General features: G+C 37.1%; 15 protein-coding genes. 1 reads left to right on the forward strand and 14 read right to left on the reverse strand.

The genetic code is table 11. The features are described 5' to 3' along the window. Window positions 1-71 precede the first annotated feature (71 nt). The 12 genes from D8Q48_RS04140 to D8Q48_RS04195 form a co-directional block, all read right to left on the reverse strand. Entirely contained in the window at window positions 72-971 is a 900-nt protein-coding gene (locus D8Q48_RS04140) for a HAMP domain-containing sensor histidine kinase (protein ID WP_121055535.1), read from the reverse strand. After that, window positions 964-1,641, reverse strand: a complete 678-nt coding sequence (locus D8Q48_RS04145) for a response regulator transcription factor (protein ID WP_117989698.1) — start codon at window positions 1,639-1,641, stop codon at window positions 964-966. Before D8Q48_RS04145 ends, D8Q48_RS04140 begins: the two co-directional genes overlap by 8 nt. A 304-nt stretch (window positions 1,642-1,945) precedes the next feature. Continuing rightward, window positions 1,946-2,197: a hypothetical protein gene (locus D8Q48_RS04150; RefSeq protein WP_118688612.1), complete on the reverse strand. Its 252-nt coding sequence runs from the start codon at window positions 2,195-2,197 to the stop codon at window positions 1,946-1,948. Between the two features lie 63 nt (window positions 2,198-2,260). Continuing rightward, the gene (locus D8Q48_RS04155) at window positions 2,261-2,668 is read right to left on the reverse strand and encodes an HI0074 family nucleotidyltransferase substrate-binding subunit (RefSeq protein ID WP_117989487.1); all 408 of its coding nucleotides are present in this window, start codon (window positions 2,666-2,668) and stop codon (window positions 2,261-2,263) included. Beyond that, complete coding sequence (locus D8Q48_RS04160) at window positions 2,652-2,945, reverse strand: nucleotidyltransferase domain-containing protein (RefSeq protein WP_117989486.1); 294 nt, start codon at window positions 2,943-2,945, stop codon at window positions 2,652-2,654. The genes D8Q48_RS04155 and D8Q48_RS04160 overlap by 17 nt, the downstream gene beginning before the upstream one ends. 511 nt (window positions 2,946-3,456) lie before the next feature. Next, window positions 3,457-6,081 (reverse strand): pyruvate, phosphate dikinase, encoded by a 2,625-nt coding sequence (ppdK, locus tag D8Q48_RS04165; protein ID WP_121055537.1) that lies wholly within the window; start codon window positions 6,079-6,081, stop codon window positions 3,457-3,459. A 263-nt stretch (window positions 6,082-6,344) separates the two neighbouring features. Then, window positions 6,345-7,745: an aminopeptidase gene (locus tag D8Q48_RS04170; RefSeq protein ID WP_121055539.1), complete on the reverse strand. Its 1,401-nt coding sequence runs from the start codon at window positions 7,743-7,745 to the stop codon at window positions 6,345-6,347. Window positions 7,746-7,829: 84 nt separating this feature from the next. After that, window positions 7,830-9,230 carry a glycine--tRNA ligase gene (locus D8Q48_RS04175; RefSeq protein WP_022074568.1) on the reverse strand — a complete coding sequence of 467 codons (1,401 nt, stop codon included), beginning with the start codon at window positions 9,228-9,230 and terminating at the stop codon, window positions 7,830-7,832. 142 nt (window positions 9,231-9,372) lie between these two features. Then, window positions 9,373-10,113: a DNA repair protein RecO gene (gene recO, locus D8Q48_RS04180; protein WP_022074567.1), complete on the reverse strand. Its 741-nt coding sequence runs from the start codon at window positions 10,111-10,113 to the stop codon at window positions 9,373-9,375. 62 nt (window positions 10,114-10,175) lie between these two features. Further along, window positions 10,176-11,075: a GTPase Era gene (era, locus tag D8Q48_RS04185; protein ID WP_118723960.1), complete on the reverse strand. Its 900-nt coding sequence runs from the start codon at window positions 11,073-11,075 to the stop codon at window positions 10,176-10,178. Window positions 11,076-11,099: 24 nt separating this feature from the next. Beyond that, entirely contained in the window at window positions 11,100-14,036 is a 2,937-nt protein-coding gene (locus D8Q48_RS04190; RefSeq protein ID WP_121055541.1) for an insulinase family protein, read from the reverse strand. Between the two features lie 295 nt (window positions 14,037-14,331). Further along, a complete protein-coding gene (locus tag D8Q48_RS04195; RefSeq protein ID WP_121055543.1) occupies window positions 14,332-15,393 on the reverse strand; it encodes an IS30 family transposase in 1,062 nt (353 codons plus the stop codon). A gap of 252 nt (window positions 15,394-15,645) precedes the next feature. Here D8Q48_RS04195 and D8Q48_RS04200 point away from each other — a divergent pair, with 252 nt between their 5' ends. After that, on the forward strand, window positions 15,646-16,176 hold the full coding sequence (locus D8Q48_RS04200) for a hypothetical protein (RefSeq protein WP_118723963.1): 531 nt from the start codon (window positions 15,646-15,648) through the stop codon (window positions 16,174-16,176). Window positions 16,177-16,452: 276 nt separating this feature from the next. Here D8Q48_RS04200 and D8Q48_RS04205 read toward each other — a convergent pair whose 3' ends face one another. Both D8Q48_RS04205 and D8Q48_RS04210 read right to left on the reverse strand, forming a co-directional pair. Beyond that, window positions 16,453-16,824, reverse strand: coding sequence for a hypothetical protein (locus D8Q48_RS04205; protein ID WP_243116220.1), 372 nt, complete (start codon window positions 16,822-16,824; stop codon window positions 16,453-16,455). A gap of 8 nt (window positions 16,825-16,832) precedes the next feature. Next, entirely contained in the window at window positions 16,833-17,960 is a 1,128-nt protein-coding gene (locus D8Q48_RS04210) for a hypothetical protein (protein WP_118723964.1), read from the reverse strand. Between the last annotated feature and the right edge of the window lie 359 nt (window positions 17,961-18,319).

Consider the following 18,319-nt stretch of genomic DNA (forward strand, 5'->3'; position numbering starts at 1 on the left):
TTATCGCATAGGAATCTTTCCACATTCTTTCCGGCGGAAAATGAAATCTAACAGTTTTGATAGAATTGTTGTTATTTCGGCAGAAATATGGAAAACGTACTTCCTTTTCCCGGAACGGAAGCAACCTTGATATAACCGCCCTCGCCGGATATGATCTGTCGGGCAAGGTATAAGCCGATGCCGACCCCTTCTTGTTTCTGCACACTATTTGAGCGGTAAAAGCGAGCAAATATCTTCGCTTGCTCACTTTCCGGGATGCCTGAACCGGTATCCGATATATCGATCCTTGCAAACATTTCATAGCTTACGGCAGAAATAGTAATGGTGCCATGCTCTGTATATTTGATGGCGTTGTCTACGATATTAGCCAGCGCTTCCGCTGTCCATTTGAAGTCGAATACAGCAAAAGCATCTGTATCCTGCATTTGCAAAGACAATCCTTTTTCAGAAGCCTTGGCAGTATATTGTTCTACCACACTTTCAAGCAGCGGCTGCAGCACTGATTGCTGAGGGGAGAGTGAAATGATCCCGTTTTCCAGTCTGGAAAGCTTTACGAGAGAATCAATCAGAAATCGCAGCTTTTCCGATTGTTTGTACAGCGCCTCCACATTTGCCTTCGCCGATGCAGGCAGAATTTCCTCCATCAAAAGCTCGCTGTATAACAGCAGATTTGCAATCGGCGTTTTCGTCTGGTGGGAAATGTCCGCAATCAAGGTTTTGATTTTGTCTTTTTCCTGCGCTACATTTCGAGAAGATGTTTCTGAGGCAGAAAGATAGTGTGCAAACTTTGTTTCCAAAGCAGACTGCCGGCTTTCATCAAAATTGGTTTCAGAAAAGGAGCCGGTCATGGCAGCGTCCAGCATTCTTTCGATTTCTTCCATCGTTTTTCTGGCCTTTCTCCGCTCCCATAACACAACAGCTGCCGCCGCCAGAAAACACAGCAGTATGATCACAATGCCGGTTTTATTCATCTTTTGTCACCCAGCTATAACCGATTCCATAGACGGTTTTAATATATTTCTGTGCGCCAAGCTTATCCCTCAGTCGCTTGATCGTAACAGACAAAGCATTTTCATCCACATATTCTGCGCCATCTGTCCAGATCCGGTCTACAAGGTCTCCACGGGTCATGGTTCGGCCTCGGTTTTCAACAAGCAGACGCAGTAATTTTTGTTCTGTTTTACTCAATTCCACTTTTGAATCTTCCACATAAAAGGTCATAGCCTCAAAGTCAAAGTGAAATAGATCAATATGGATCGGCGCATTTTTATGGCTTGACGCTTGCTTTCGCAGTTGGGTATTCACCCTTGCACGCAAAACCGAAAGAGAAAAGGGCTTGGTAATGTAATCATCAGCACCTCTCTCCAGTCCGTCTACGATGTCCAGATCGGTGTCGTTGGCAGTCAGCAGAATAACAGGAACTCCGGGCATGTTTTCCTTGACCTCCCGGAGCAGCTCAAGCCCACTGCCATCCGGCAGATTGATATCCAACAGGATCAGGGACACACCGCCGCAAAGCAGCTGTTCCTTCGCCGTTTTTAGGTCTTGGCAGGAAATGATCTGCCGAGCATCTGCTTTCAGTGCTTTGCATAACCCTTGATTCAAACCAATATCATCTTCAACAATCAGTAATTGCTCCATATATCTCACTCCCATTTTTTGAAATCTTATAGCTTTGCTATTAATGATAGCTTCCGGAAGGTCCGTAAAGTACCTGTTTTTATCCGAATACTTCCTCCACAGTTCATTCAGCATTTCTTCTACTGCTTCTTCATTTCGTTCATCTGCATCTTCTCTCAATGCCAATTAAAAGGATCTGACCTCAGTAACTTTTGAAGAATTTAGTTGTTGTCACAACGATATAATAGCGGAAGTTTTCAATCCATAATTACATCCCTTTCCAACATCTTTTATTCATAAAACCATATTAAAAGCAAGATGAACGTTAATTAATCAAACATACTGCTTTATCAAAGTCCTTCTTACGAACATAAATCTTATACTCATAGGAATAGTCTTGATTGATTCCATAGTTACCTGTATAAGCTCTTTGGCTTCCAACTACAGTTGCACTCTGTAGATTTGTTGTTTTTACTACATACTCAATGTTATTTGCAGATAAAATTTCACGTATCTCCGACTGTCTTTTCATATCTAAAGTGATCGATAATTCTTTTCTATTAAAAATAGTAATCATCTTTACCTCCCTATACTGTTCGTATTTCGGGTTAATTGCTCCTCCAAATACTGATTTATCTTACTACCAATCACTTTCAGCTTCATTCAGTTTTTTTACCAATGTATCCTTAAGAACAATAAAAGCCGGAATGAAGCTGTCCCGTATCAGCATAATCATTTCATCAACTTCATCCTCATTATATATATGAACAGAAGTATTGCGTTTTTTTAACATGAGCAGCCATACTTCAGAGTCATTGATAAAGCCTATTTTATAACCAAGCTGTAGAATTTCACGGGGAGATCCGGTAACCGCTCCTTCCACACTATGCATTCTCATGATTTCCTGTAACGCTTTCCATGCAAGTTCAAAAGTAAGATTAAATTGTCCAATAATCCCTGTTCGATATATATCATTTGTTTCTGCCAGTTTGAAATCTGCACCTGACAATATAGCCAGACAGTTTGTAAAATTATCGAGCTTTTTCATAAATTATGACACCATCCTTTTCGATTTCCTGTTTTAATTCCTCTGAAATTAATTCATCTGCCTGTACAATATCAAACATCAGGAGAGAATGTGTTTTCTCTTTAACATCCCAATAAAAATGATCAAAATCTCCACCGTATACAGCAATATCAATATCGCTTCTTTCTGTATTTGTGCCTCGTGCACGAGAACCAAACAATATGAGCTTTCCAATAGAATATTTTTGTGCAAAAAAACAAAGTTCCCTTAATACCCGATCTGGTAAATTATATTTCATATTCAGTACTGCCCCCCTTGGTATAAATTCAAGTCGAACGTCCGTGAAACTTGGCGCGTGATTCTGGTCAGTGAAGCTGACATATTCCTATCAGAATCAGCATCCTCGCGGAGCGTTTATCTCTGTCGGAGATTTGACTCCCACTGAGGCAATTTTGCTATTACTCACCACACGAAGAAGTGGGAGTCTTCTCGACTGAGATAACTATCTATAATATTTTTCAGCATAGCATATTTTCACTTAATTAACAAGTATTCAGAAGTATACCAAAAGTATTCAGAAGCATACAAATTAACTGTCGCTATAAGGTGGAGTATCTTTTCGACAAATCTTAAACTTATCTTTATCATCATACTCCCCCAAGAACTTTTGTACATTTTTCATCTACAAAACCTGACACTGGCAGCTTCTTCCGAACGCATGGCACCGCAAAAACCCCTTACACCATAATTGATGTAAGGGGTTTTCTATATAGGTTAATTAACATTCTATATTAGTCACCTACAGTGTCCTATTTCTGGTTGATAGCAGCCTGTGCAGCAGCTAATCTTGCAATTGGTACACGGAATGGTGAGCAAGATACATAATCCAGACCAATCTTATTGCAGAATTCTACAGAAGATGGATCTCCACCATGCTCTCCACAGATACCGATGTGAAGTTTTGGATTAACAGGTCTACCTAATTTGATAGCTGTTTCCATTAATTTACCGACACCAGTCTGATCCAGTTTAGCAAATGGATCGTTCTCAAAGATCTTAGCATCATAGTAAGCATCTAAGAACTTACCAGCATCATCACGTGAGAATCCGTATGTCATCTGTGTTAAGTCGTTTGTACCGAAGCAGAAGAAGTCAGCTTCTTTTGCAATATCATCAGCTGTAAGAGCAGCTCTTGGAATCTCGATCATTGTTCCAACTTCATATTCAAGGTTGCTTCCTGCTGCTGCGATTTCAGCATCTGCTGTCTCAACAACAAATTTCTTAACATATTTAAGCTCTTTGATATCTCCAACCAATGGAATCATGATTTCTGGTTTTACATTCCAGTCTGGATGAGCTTTCTGTACATTAATTGCTGCACGGATAACAGCACTTGTCTGCATCTTAGCAATTTCTGGATAAGTAACAGCAAGACGGCATCCACGATGTCCCATCATTGGGTTGAATTCATGTAAGCTATCGATAATTGTTTTAATTTCTTCTACAGTTTTACCCTGAGCATCTGCAAGTTTCTTGATATCTTCTTCATCTGTAGGAACAAACTCATGAAGCGGTGGATCAAGGAAACGAATTGTAACCGGGTTACCCTCAAGAGCTTCATACAGTTTCTCAAAGTCTCCCTGCTGCTCTGGAAGAATCTTAGCAAGTGCAGCTTCTCTTTCTTCAATTGTCTCTGAACAAATCATTTCACGGAATGCATCAATTCTGTTGCCTTCGAAGAACATATGCTCTGTACGGCAAAGTCCGATACCTTCTGCTCCAAGCTCGCGAGCTTTCTTAGCATCTGCAGGTGTGTCTGCGTTAGTACGAACTTTCATTGTTCTGAACTTGTCAGCCCAATCCATGATACGTCCAAATTCACCAGCGATTGTAGCATCTACTGTTGGGATGATTCCATCATAGATGTTACCTGTTGTTCCGTCGATTGAGATTGCATCTCCTTCGTGGAATTCTTTTCCTGCTAATGTAAATTTCTTGTTTTCTTCATCCATTGCGATGTCTCCGCAACCAGATACACAGCATGTACCCATACCACGTGCAACTACAGCAGCGTGAGATGTCATACCACCACGAACTGTCAGGATACCCTGAGCAGATTTCATACCTGTAATATCTTCTGGAGATGTCTCAAGACGAACCAGAACTACTTTTTCACCTTTTGCAGCCCATTCAACAGCGTCATCTGCTGTAAATACAACTTTACCACAAGCAGCTCCTGGAGAAGCTCCAAGACCTTTACCGATTGGTGTAGCAGCTTTTAATGCAGCTGTATCAAACTGTGGATGAAGCAATGTATCCAGGTTACGTGGATCGATCATTGCAACTGCTTCTTCTTCTGTTCTCATGCCTTCATCTACAAGGTCACAAGCAATCTTTAATGCAGCCTGAGCTGTTCTCTTACCATTACGTGTCTGCAGCATGAACAGTTTTCTATCCTGGATAGTAAACTCCATATCCTGCATATCTCTATAGTGTGTTTCCAATTTGTTGCAAACACCTACGAACTGATCGTATACTTCTGGCATAACTGCCTTTAATTCTGCGATTGGCTGTGGTGTACGAACACCGGCAACAACGTCTTCTCCCTGAGCATTCATCAGGAATTCTCCCATCAGCTTCTTCTCTCCTGTTGCAGGGTCACGAGTAAATGCAACACCTGTACCAGATTCATCTGACCAGTTACCAAATGCCATCTCCTGTACGTTAACAGCTGTTCCCCAAGAATATGGAATATCGTTATCACGACGATATACGTTTGCACGTGGGTTATCCCATGAACGGAATACAGCTTTGATAGCTCCCATCAGCTGTTCCTTAGGATCATCTGGGAAGTCAGCTCCGATTTTTTCTTTATATTCAGCTTTAAACTGATTAGCAAGCTCTTTTAAGTCATCTGCTGTAAGGTCTACGTCCTGTGTAACCCCTCTTTCAGCTTTCATCTTGTCGATCAATTCTTCGAAATATTTTTTACCTACTTCCATAACTACATCAGAGTACATCTGGATAAATCTTCTGTAGCAGTCACGAGCCCATCTTTCGTTGCCTGTTTTCTTAGCAACTACTTCTACTACTTCTTCATTCAATCCAAGGTTAAGGATTGTATCCATCATACCTGGCATAGATGCTCTTGCTCCTGAACGAACAGATACAAGCAGTGGATTCTCATTGTCTCCAAATTTCTTGCCTGTTACTTCTTCCATCTTTACGATTGCTTCCATGATCTGTGCCATGATTTCGTCGTTGATCTTTCTTCCGTCCTCGTAATACTGAGTACAAGCCTCTGTTGTAATTGTAAATCCCTGTGGTACTGGAAGACCAAGATTTGTCATCTCTGCAAGGTTTGCACCTTTTCCTCCAAGCAGGTTTCTCATTGTTGCGTTACCCTCAGTAAACATATAAACCCATTTTGCCATGTCTAAAAGACCTCCTACTAAAGTTTTTTTCAATCATATGTATTCATACTATTGAACTAAGTCGCATACTTTATTTTAAACTTTTCGACGGAGAGCGTCAAGTTTTTTGGATTTATTTTTGTACAATCTTTAACAATCTTTTTTGGTTATTTTGTACAATTCCAGTGTTTTTATCTAAATATTTTTTAGTGTATCTAAATATTTTTTTGGCGTCTTGTCGAAAATCCGTTTTCTCTGATTCATTATGCTTGTCTTGTCTATTTTTATTTCATTTCTTCAATAAATGCTTTGTATCCTTTATATGCTTCATACACATCCGCTTTGCTTGTTGCTTCCCATGGAGCATGCATACTAAGAACAGCTACACCACTGTCGATTACTTCCATGCCATAATTTGCCATAATATAAGCGATTGTTCCGCCACCGCCTGCATCTACTTTACCAAGCTCTGCAAACTGATATGATACATCCTGTGAATCCATTGCCTGTCTGATCTTTGCAAGATATTCTGCATTTGCATCATTTGATCCGCTCTTTCCACGGCTTCCTGTAAATTTATTAAATACAAGCCCTTTTCCGAAAAATGCTGAGCTACGTTTTTCAAATACTTCTGCATACATCGGATCATAAGCTGCACTTACGTCTGATGAGAGCATTGTTGAGTTCATAAGAGCTCTTCTTACTTTCAGATCTGACTCTCCCTCTGTAAGAGCAACCAGCTCTGCAACAATATTTTCAAAGAAACGAGAATGCATACCTGTTGCACCAACACTTCCGATTTCTTCTTTATCTACTAAAATACAGCAAGCTGTACGCTCTGTTTTCTCTACATCTAACATTGCAAATAAAGATGTAAATGCACATACACGGTCATCCTGACCATATGCCAGAACAATACTGCGGTCAAAACCACAGTCACGTGCTTTTCCTGCCGGTACAATTTCTAATTCTGCTGAAATAAAATCTTCCTCTTCCACGTCATAATACTCTTTTAAGAGATTCATAACGTTTGTCTTTACAGCTTCTTTTTCTTTCTTTTCAAGACTTTCATCCTGTTCAATTGGACGGCTTCCGATAAGCAGATCTAAGTTCTCGCCTTCTACTACTCCTGCTGCTTTTTTATCCATCTGTTTTGAAGCGAGGTGGATCAATAAATCTGTGATAACAAATACCGGATCTTCATCCTTTTCACCAATGTTTACATTTACAACTGTACCATCTTTCTTTACGATCACGCCATGAATAGCCAACGGTATAGTTACCCACTGATATTTTTTAATTCCACCATAATAGTGCGTATCTAAATATGCAAATTCTTCATTTTCATATAATGGATTCTGTTTTACATCAATACGTGGTGAGTCGATGTGTGCTCCAAGTATATTCATTCCTTCTTCCAAAGGCTTTGTTCCCATATTGAACATAGCAATCATCTTATTCATGCAAACAGCATAAATCTTATCTCCTGCCTGCACCTTTTCGCCGCTTTTAATAACGTCTTTGATATTCTTGTAGCCTGCTGCCTCTGCTCTTTCAATTGTAAGTGCAATACATTCACGCTCTGTTTTTCCTGCGTCCAGACATTTCTTATAATCCTCATTAATCGCATTGAGTTTTTTTAATTCTTCTGCATTATATGTTGTCCATGCATTTCTACGTTCCATTGAAATTACCTCCTGATTACCAAAATCAACCCAGCAGATTTTCTTTTAAAAATCTTACCAGGCTGATATATTCATGTATTATTTTTACCACTCAAATTTTTTCTCAAAATATGCTTTCAGATCTTCGATCTTAACTCTTTCCTGTTCCATCGTATCACGATCACGAACTGTTACTGCTCCATCTTCTTCCGAATCAAAATCATATGTTACGCAGAACGGAGTTCCGATCTCGTCCTGACGACGATAGCGTTTTCCGATATTTCCACGATCATCGAATTCACAGTTATATGTCTTGCATAATTCATTATATACTTTTTCTGCACCTTCATTCAGTTTTTTAGAAAGTGGAAGTACTCCGATTTTAACCGGTGCCAGTGCTGGATGGAAATGAAGTACAGTACGTGTATCCGGTTTCTCTTCTGTACCAATCTCCTCTTCATCATATGCACTGCAAAGGAATGCAAGTACCATACGGTCTGCTCCAAGTGATGGCTCGATAACATATGGGATATATTTTTCTTTCTTTTCATCATCAAAATATGTCAGATCCTGTTTCGATACTTCCATGTGCTGTGACAAGTCATAATCTGTTCTGTCTGCGATTCCCCAAAGCTCGCCCCATCCAAACGGGAATAAAAATTCTACGTCTGTTGTTGCTTTACTGTAGAATGACAGTTCTTCCTGATCATGATCACGATATCTTACTTCGTCTTCTTTTAAGCCCAAAGAGCTCAGCCAGTCAAGACAGAATTTTTTCCAATATGCAAACCATTCCAAGTCTGTTCCAGGTTCACAGAAGAACTCCAGCTCCATCTGTTCAAATTCTCTTGTACGGAATGTAAAGTTACCCGGTGTGATCTCATTTCTGAATGATTTACCAATCTGTCCGATTCCAAATGGGATTTTCTTTCTTGATGTACGCTGTACATTTTTAAAGTTTACAAAAATACCCTGTGCTGTCTCAGGACGAAGATATACTGTGTTCTTCGCATCTTCTGTTACTCCCTGGAATGTCTTGAACATCAGGTTGAACTGACGGATATCTGTAAAATCATGTTTTCCACATGTTGGACATGGAACATTATGTTCTTCAATAAATGCTGTCATCTCTTCCTGTGACCATGCATCTACAGCACCTTCAATCTCAATTCCATGCTCTGCACAATAATCTTCAATTAATTTATCTGCACGGAAACGCTCATGACACTGTTTACAATCCATAAGTGGATCAGAGAATCCTCCCAAGTGTCCAGATGCGATCCATGTCTGTGGATTCATCAGAATCGCACAGTCTACCCCTACGTTGTATGGTGATTCCTGGATGAATTTCTTCCACCAGGCACGCTTTACATTATTCTTCAGTTCAACTCCAAGATTACCATAATCCCATGTATTCGCAAGTCCTCCATAAATCTCAGAACCTGGATACACAAAGCCTCTTGATTTTGCAAGAGCTACAATCTTGTCCATTGTCTTTTCTGCCATAGTATTTGTTCCTCACATTCTTTTAATCTTTGATTTCACCGATCATAATTCCATCGGATTGAATTCTCAATTGTTTCCTATTATAGCTGTTCTGTTTGTTTTTGTAAACATTCCAGATGTAATTTCCGACAGCTTCATCAAATTACAATAATGTTTCCAAAATTTCCAGTGATTTAAACCTCTTATCTACATACAGATCATTGTATCTTTCCATCAATCTTCCCAGTTCATCTAAAACATTTTCTTTCACAATAAATGTATATAAATGTTCAATCTTACTATTCTCCACATATTGAAGTGTATACAATGTAGAATTATTTAACCGCATTCCATCAATGACATCTCCGTCACATTCTGTACAGACCAATCCACCTTTTCTTGGACTAAACACCATAGAATGTCCCGTACTTCCACAACAAGTACATTGAAATACCTGTGGGGCCTGTCCGTTAATACATAATGCTTTCAATTCAAATACATATCGAATGAGTCGATTCGGTATGTTTGGATTGGTCAGAGCCTTCAATGTCTGATAAAGCAGCTTTAGCATCTCCCGCTCATCGTTTGCTTCTTTTGTAAAATACATTGCGTATTCCATAAAATAGAAACCATAATAGGCTGCAATAATATCATCTCTTAATTCCGAAAAATAGTTTTCTACATGTACAGACTGAATCGTATATGAACTGCGTCCTGCATATAGAGTAAACTGACCAAATGTAAACGGATTAACCGCTCCAACAAGTGGACTATTTGGTTTTCTTGCTCCTCTGGCAAATGCAGATATTTTTCCCTGTTCCTTTGTCAAAATGACTACTCTTCTGTCATATTCTCCAACGGGTGCCGTTTGCAGCACCATCCCGGTCATTGTAATCTGATTCACGTTCTATCCCTTCTAAACTATGTCTGGTACAATTACAAAAGATAAAACGCCGCCTCTGATATTTAATACTCGTCTTGACGATACCCGAAGTTTTTCATCAAAAAGTCACTGTCGCGCCAGTTCTTCTGTACTTTCACCCATAATTTTAAATTTACTTTGCAATCCAGCATACGCTCAATCTCATAACGTGCTGTACTTCCAATTTTCTTCAGCATACTGCCTTGCTTACCGATAATAATTCCTTTATGAGAGTCTCTTTCGCATATAATTGTCGCATCAATATGCATTACATGTTTTTCCATCTTCATACGATCAATCGCAACTGCGATTCCGTGCGGAATCTCATCCTGTAAACAATGTAACGCTTTTTCACGGATCAATTCTGCCACAATCTGACGCTCTGGCTGATCTGTCACTGTCTCTTCATCATAAAACTGCGGTCCATAAGGAAGATACTGTAAAATCACTTTTACCAGTTCATCTGTATTCTCTCCGTTTCTCGCCGAAACCGGAACGATAGCCGCAAAATCATATTCTGTTCTATATGCATCTATAAATGTCAGAATTTCCTCTTTTTTTACCATATCGATTTTATTAATGACTAATACAACCGGAGTTTTTACCTTTTTCAGCTGCTCGATAATATGCTTTTCACCTGCGCCGATAAATGTAGATGGCTCAACAAGCCAAAGAACGACATCCACTTCATTTAACGAACGCTCTGCAATATTGACCATGTATTCACCAAGCTTATTTTTTGCTTTATGAATTCCCGGCGTGTCTACAAACACAATCTGTCCTTCTTCTGTTGTTAAAACTGTCTGAATACGATTTCTCGTTGTCTGAGGTTTATTGGATGTAATCGCAATCTTCTGTCCGATCAACTGGTTCATCAATGTCGACTTACCAACATTTGGACGACCGATCAAGGTTGCAAACCCAGACTTAAAGTTTTCTTTCATAGATTATCCTCCGTTTTAAAATTATTAAAATAATGCTCTCACTTCATCAAACATTTCTTTTTGTGCTTCTATCTTTTCTTCGCTTCCGATAACACAAATCTGTTTTGCAGCAAGCATTGCCTCCAGCACTTTTGCAAGTTTACGGATATCCTCCTGTTGTGCATTTAAAATATCTGCTCTTTCTTTACGGATCATTTCTGCTGAAACATGGTTCATATATAAATTCATCGAACGATCACCCTTCGCTGCCGGATTCATCGGGCGATCAATATTACTCATTGTTCCGATAATATATTTATTCATATCGCGTTCATCTACCGTAAAATTCTTCAGGTAATCCACAACACCTTCATATACTTCCATTGTACGTTCCAGATTTGGATCTCGATAAGAAATCAAATATCCTTCTCCAAGACGGTTAAAATTGCTCATGCAACCATATGCACCACCTTTTACACGCACATTCTGCCAGAGATAATCATAACTCAAAATCACCTTCAAAATCTGTAAAGCTCCGTCATATTCTGCTCCACCATCAATAAAGTTACCTACTCTTGCTACATACTGAACTTTCGAAGATGTCTTGAACCCTTCATTTCGTTTCTTACAATGCAGAACACATTTCGCCTCTTCTCTTGTTGTTCCAATGTTAAGCGTAATTTCTCCACTTACAAGCTTCTCAATTTCTTTTTTAACAACGTCCAGACCTTCTGTAGAAGAAGTATAACTTACCATCATATTATCTGTGCGGAAAATCTGTCTTGCCAGCTTTTGCAAATTAGCAATTAGCTCATCTTTCTTCTCTGTGAAATGTTCTTCAATATCTTTTACAACTTCGTAATAACCGATTCCATCCGTATCATCTTTGAACTTCGATAACGGTGATGCATAAGAAAGAGCACGTAATGCAGCTGTTGTATGTCCCGATGATAAGAATCCCATCTGCAAGCGAGATTTTGTCATTGAAAGAATTTCTTTCAGACGCTTTTCATCATCAAGCTTAGATTCCATCAGAATCTCTCTCATCATTTTAAACAAAACATCCATCTTTGGATATAATGCTTTACCTTTTATTTCAAATGTTGCACGGAATGCTTTTTCTTTTACATGTCTTACATCTGGATAAAGCTCCAATGATGTTCCGATTCCACCAGTATGCACATTGATTTCATTAAACAACTCTCCATACTCATAATGTGTCGTATCAATAATACCAAGTACTGCCTGTAATAAGCCGAGATACGGAAGTTGTTTCTCTTCCACCTCTGAAAGGTCAAACATCAAAGTTACATATCCGATTCCATTTGTCTCAACATTGTGATGTACCATCTGTACATCTCCAACTTTTATTTCTTCGTTATAGATCGGTGCAATCTCTTTTGAAATATCATCGCGTCCAAGAACCGGTATCTTCTCCATATCTTCTTTTAAATCTTCCGATTCCTGATATTCAACCAGCTGTTTTGTACGTTCTACAAGATTCTGGATGTCTTCATCACTTAAGGAAGCTTTATATGCCTGAAGTTTCTCGTCGAGTTCTTTATCCATTCTTGCAGTTCTTCCCTGCTCTGGCTTGATTACCACAATTGATCCATGTGTATTGTCAAGCAACCACTTTTGAATTAGATTTTCAAAATAATCCGTATCCAGCTGACTCTTTAAAAATTCAAATGTTGGAATCGCCTGCATGTGGATAAATGGTTTTGTCTCGTCATACAACCAACTATCAAACAACTGAAGACCATACATCAATCCTTTTGGATAATTACCAAAATCTGCTTCACGGAAACGGAATTCATGATAATTAATTCCCGCTGCCAACGCTTTCTTATCCATACCATTGTTGACAATATCACGTAATGTATCTTCTATAACTTGTATAAACTTCTCTTTTTGCTCTACATTTGCATTCTTCGCAATAACAGAGAAGATTGGCTGATAAATACCATTGTCATATGAACCCATGATATCCTTTCCAATCTCTGCATCCATAAGAGCTTTTTTCAGTGGAGCTCCTGGAGCGGATAACAACGCATAATCCAATATCTGGAACGCAAGATACAATTTTTCATCCAGACTTGTTCCAATTACTTTATTGTATGAAAGATATGTGTTGTCTTCTTCCGATTCTTCGCTGGAAATTGAATACTCTTGTTCTACTTCGATAACCTTATCAAATGGCTTCTGATATTGAATTTCCGAATCAACCTTATCTTTATCAAATGTTGAGAGATATTCTTTATCCAACCATTCCAATTTTTCCACCATATCCATATCGCCATATAGATAAATATAGCTGTTTGAAGGATGATAATATTTTCTATGGAAATCTAAAAATTGCTCGTACGTAAGTTCCGGAATCACCTCCGGATCTCCTCCGGACTCATTTGCATAAGAAGTGTCTGGGAACAATGAATTTAGTATCACACGATCCAGCACTCCTTCCGGTGACGAAAATGCACCCTTCATCTCATTGTATACAACACCATTGTACTCCAGTTTTTCAGCAGCATCTTCCAATTTATAACTCCAACCTTCCTGACGGAAAATCTCATCATGCTGATAAATATTTGGATAAAACACGGCATCCATATACACATGCATCAGATTCTGAAAATCTTTGTCATTACAGCTTGCAACCGGATATACTGTCTTATCCGGGTATGTCATCGCATTTAAAAATGTGTTCAATGAGCCTTTTACCAACTCTACAAACGGGTCTTTGACTGGGAAGTTTTTCGACCCACACAAAACCGAATGTTCCATAATATGCGGCACACCTGTACTATCTGAAGGTGGTGTACGAAATCCAATCGTAAAAACTTTATTTTCATCATCATTTTCCATAAGCAGAACTCTTGCCCCGCTTTTTTTATGTTTTAGCAGATATCCTTTCGATTTAATATCCGACAAATCTGCTTCTTGAATCAATTCATATGCATTCAAGTCTTTGATATTCATCTGCTTTTCTCCTTTCGAATTATCACTTGCTAACGCCCATTATAACATTTTATCATCTGTTTTACTAGGGAAGTGTCATCTTGTTTTTTTCATTGCACATGTCAAGAGTTACCGCACAAGTTTTTTTAAAAATTTTAATTTTCTATTTTGCACCTGATTTTCCTAAAGTTATGTTGATTTTTCTGCTTGTTCAGAGCGTATAAATTAATTAGAACATAAAATTAATGGTACGTCAATTAACCCTTTAAACACCACTTGTTCAAAGGCTTACCCTACAATATTCACTTTCTTTATCTTATGCCGTTCTCATCTCCATCTCCTCCTCTTGAAAGGCTTCATATACTTCTCCTGCCGTCTTTCCATCAAATATTTTTCTTGCATAGTCATTCATCCATGCTTCTATTCCTTTCACTTCTTTCCGAGTAATATGGTCGAAGTTCGTCCCTTTTGGATAGAATCTTCTTATGAAACGATTCTGATTTTCGTTTCTGGCACGTTCGCAGGAACGATAAGCATGACAATAATATACTGTGGTTCTTTTCTTTTTATTTCTTCTTGAACGCTCTATACCTTCAAAATCACTAAACTCCACACCATTATCAACAGTTATCGACTTAAATGTTTCCCTGAACTTTTTCTCTCCTAATTCACGCTCAAGACGATCTAACGCACGAACTACTTCAACTGCAGTATGGTCTTTTAATGGTTCAACGATTTCTTTTAAGCTCTTACGTTCTGTTAGAACCAGAAATGTTTTCTTTGATTTACCTTGAGGACCCACAACGCTATCCATTTCCCAGTGTCCAATTGTTTCTCTGTTATTAATTTCTTCCGGACGCTGATCAATACTTGTACCTGCACTTGCTCGTTTTTGTTTTTTTAGTTTTTTGTTTTTCCTTTTTTTCTTTCTAGGCAAGGGCATATCCTTCATAGTTATGTTGTAGAACATTCCTGATCGAACATAATTATAGAGCGTACTCAAGCATACCTCTGTGTCAAAAACTAAATTTTCACGTTTTATATCATATAAAGCTGCCTGCAGAGATTTCTTCTCTTTTAATATTTTCCTTTCAATATATTCTACAAATTCATAGTCCTTGCCTAATTTTAGTCCTTTGCCATGTGCAAGTTTATTTTTATCACATTTCTCTTGTGCAATATCAGAGCTATAGCGTTCTTCCTCTATCCATTCACTATTTCTATGTATATATTTTCCACGCTGTAATTCTCTCCATATAGAAGAATAATTCTTCTGTAACTGTTCTGCTATCTGTGTTATAGTTCGACCTGCTCTTCGTAATGCTTCAATCTGTATACGCTCATATTCTGTAATATGTTTATATTTTTTCTTTTCCATGTAAAACCGCACCAACCTTTATACATAATAATTATCAATACAAAAATACGTGTATACAAAATACTATGTATTATATTGATTTTCAATGGTCGTTTTTCACATATTCTCATTCCATTTTTTGGTAGTGTTTACATATCTTTATGGTACAATAAAAGACAAGACTATCAGCTTCATCATTCAACAATTCGAACGTTTATTTATATATGCATGATGATATAAAATATAAGCATAGTTAAAAGAAAGGAGCTCTATATGAAGAAAAAATTTATCAAGCAAAAAGGAACACCTTTGGATTCGAAAGATATTAAAAATTTATTTAAGGGTAGTGAAATAATTTATGCTTATAAATATGCAAGAGCCACAAAAAATAGCTTTGGGAATTCAACAAGATTCATAAAACATAAGGAAAACACATGGATTCATGATAAATGTTATTCAAAATATGGTCTTTTTTTCTTTACAGATAAAAAATATCTTCTTCCATATATGACATATGGTGATATACTTATAAGAATCAAAATAACAAAATCTGATTTAAAGAAAATGAAAATCCGAAAACATTTGAATCTTGGTATCTGCGAATATTCATGTCGCACATATTATGTAGATGGAATTTTACCTTTAACGGAGTGGGATACGCTTAACTTTATCGCAACATATGCAGATTGCAACTTCTTAGCAAATGATGTTAAGGATTCGATTAAAAAATTAGAAAATATAGGCGTTGGACAAATTTTTATTAATGATTTTAAAAATATACTAAAGGAAAAAGGCATTAAATAATAGATGTATTATTTAAAAATATTCTCTTGGAATACTAAGAAAAGAATGAAATAACAATAGAAAAATACACATTCTATGATGCCAACAAGATAATATTTACGCAAAAAAGAAATCCCCAGGAGTATCCCTTCTGAGAATTTCTTTAGATTAGTTGTCACTGTTTTTTCATCTAACTAATTGCAAATATATTGGAAACTACACCCACTATGAAAGGTTCCAAAATTATGATTGATAGTAATAATTTTTAGATGTATCACTGATAAAACTGTATACAATTTAATATTCAACTTTGTCAATTAAATAGATATCTAAGGTTGGTTTATCAGTTGGGGTGCTGTTAAAATAAGAAAATTTGATTTTCTCACCAATCATTGATGAATCAATCTTATATTGACTTGTAGGTCCATTTAAAATTAAAATAATTTTATCATATAAAAAACGCTTATCAGAATTATCTATTTGTACTATAGCTTCATTTTTATCAGGATGGTATTCTAATAAAGTTCCTGTTTCTGATAAAAGATGTGCATTTGACATTTGTGATATTTCTATATTTGTGGATTGATTTTTATTTTCAGTACTCAATATTGAAGCTCCTACTATTATTGACAAAATTGTAAAAAGTAATACAGATAATAATTTTTTCATAGTATTGTCTACCTACTAAACAATATGGCGTGAAGTCTTGTGTAATTTGGAAATTCTAAATTAACATAACGGACATTAGAAAACCAACCATCAGCAACCATCACTGTATCTACTATGTTTCCAGTACTAGCATTTTTTAATTGAGTATATCCTTCAACAGTCATCTGATGACCTTCATATCCATTGTCTGTGTAAATACCAACAGATAAATTTGATATATTTCCAGAATTAATACTGTTTTTAAACGTTTCCATTGTAGGATTGGCAATTACAGATGAACTTAATGAAACGCCTCTCCTTGCACAAAATGTTACAAGTCCTGCTGGAGAAGAATTATAATTAGTTGCTCCATATATTATTCCATTTTGAGATTCCTGATTGGTTTGTGTTGTACCAGTTAAATCCCATAATTCCATATATTCATCTCTTATAGTGTTTGTATTTCCACTGACACATCCATAAAACATTGCACAATGATACAATGCAGTTACTGCACAGGCATAGTGACCTGTATTTTGTTCGTAGTAACTTTCCGGAAAGGCTATAAATGTAGGCAAATGACCAATATCAACCACCGTATACTCTGGGAAAATATTATTTATAAAAATATCATTCCAAGTATTTGGATCTTTTGAACGAGTATTTTCTAAAGTATCAGGTACATCCAATATTTTATTCGAGTTTGTTACTAATTTGTTATTTGAATCCTGTATTCCATACGTTAATGCATCTAATTTATAAATTTTCGAATCAATGGAGGAACGGACATTACATTTTTGACGGCAAGCAGCATACGGACTAACAGAATTTTCTTCAAATGAATATTCACAAATTAAATCATCTAACCTTGAGTCAAAAATGACATATCCGTGAGGAATATTGTTCTGATAATACTCAACAATATAACCTATTGCCTGACCAGTTGAATCATAGAATTTTATTGGATTTAGTGCTGTTAAATTAGTATTATTTGTTGACTCAGCAAAATTTTGAGCTAATGATAAAGCTAAGTCATCCGTCATAATGATAGTATTTTCTTCTCCAGATGGTTCTTCAGCTTTAGAAGTAAAACAAGAATTAAAAGTTAATATTGCCACTAAGGCTAACCCACATAATAAATACAAATATTTTTTCATATACTTATACCTCTCTTTTTTATTAACAGTAACAATGTATGTTATTTAACCATCGGCATCATCCCTATCTTATTTGAAATCATTATCAAAATTTATTAAAATAATTATAAATCAAACACAATAAATTGGCAATAAAATAATTGAATAGCTGTTGGGTGTGTTTTTTTCATCTTAAATTCAAGTCGAACGTCCGTGAGACTTGGCGCGTGATTCTGGTCAGCGAAGCTGATATATCCCTAGCAGAATCACTGCGCATCCTCGCGGAGCGTTTATCTCAGTCGGAGATTGGACTCCCACTGAGACAAATTTGCTATTACTCACCACCTAAAGAGGTGGGAGTCTTCTCGACTGAGATAACT

This window comes from Ruminococcus sp. B05, from assembly GCF_003628495.1.
Classification (GTDB): Bacteria; Bacillota; Clostridia; order Lachnospirales; family Lachnospiraceae; genus Schaedlerella; species Schaedlerella hominis.

Bases quoted from the DNA above. Each gene is read 5' to 3' on its own strand.
- ppdK (WP_121055537.1), bottom strand. From the start codon at position 6,081: ATGGCAAAATGGGTTTATATGTTTACTGAGGGTAACGCAACAATGAGA.
- D8Q48_RS04150 (WP_118688612.1), bottom strand. From the start codon at position 2,197: ATGATTACTATTTTTAATAGAAAAGAATTATCGATCACTTTAGATATG.
- D8Q48_RS04190 (WP_121055541.1), bottom strand. From the start codon at position 14,036: ATGAATATCAAAGACTTGAATGCATATGAATTGATTCAAGAAGCAGAT.
- D8Q48_RS04155 (WP_117989487.1), bottom strand. From the start codon at position 2,668: ATGAAAAAGCTCGATAATTTTACAAACTGTCTGGCTATATTGTCAGGT.
- D8Q48_RS04140 (WP_121055535.1), bottom strand. From the start codon at position 971: ATGAATAAAACCGGCATTGTGATCATACTGCTGTGTTTTCTGGCGGCG.
- D8Q48_RS04175 (WP_022074568.1), bottom strand. From the start codon at position 9,230: ATGGCAGAAAAGACAATGGACAAGATTGTAGCTCTTGCAAAATCAAGA.
- D8Q48_RS04160 (WP_117989486.1), bottom strand. From the start codon at position 2,945: ATGAAATATAATTTACCAGATCGGGTATTAAGGGAACTTTGTTTTTTT.
- D8Q48_RS04210 (WP_118723964.1), bottom strand. From the start codon at position 17,960: ATGAAAAAATATTTGTATTTATTATGTGGGTTAGCCTTAGTGGCAATA.
- D8Q48_RS04145 (WP_117989698.1), bottom strand. From the start codon at position 1,641: ATGGAGCAATTACTGATTGTTGAAGATGATATTGGTTTGAATCAAGGG.
- D8Q48_RS04170 (WP_121055539.1), bottom strand. From the start codon at position 7,745: ATGGAACGTAGAAATGCATGGACAACATATAATGCAGAAGAATTAAAA.
- D8Q48_RS04200 (WP_118723963.1), top strand. From the start codon at position 15,646: ATGAAGAAAAAATTTATCAAGCAAAAAGGAACACCTTTGGATTCGAAA.
- era (WP_118723960.1), bottom strand. From the start codon at position 11,075: ATGAAAGAAAACTTTAAGTCTGGGTTTGCAACCTTGATCGGTCGTCCA.
- D8Q48_RS04205 (WP_243116220.1), bottom strand. From the start codon at position 16,824: ATGAAAAAATTATTATCTGTATTACTTTTTACAATTTTGTCAATAATA.
- D8Q48_RS04195 (WP_121055543.1), bottom strand. From the start codon at position 15,393: ATGGAAAAGAAAAAATATAAACATATTACAGAATATGAGCGTATACAG.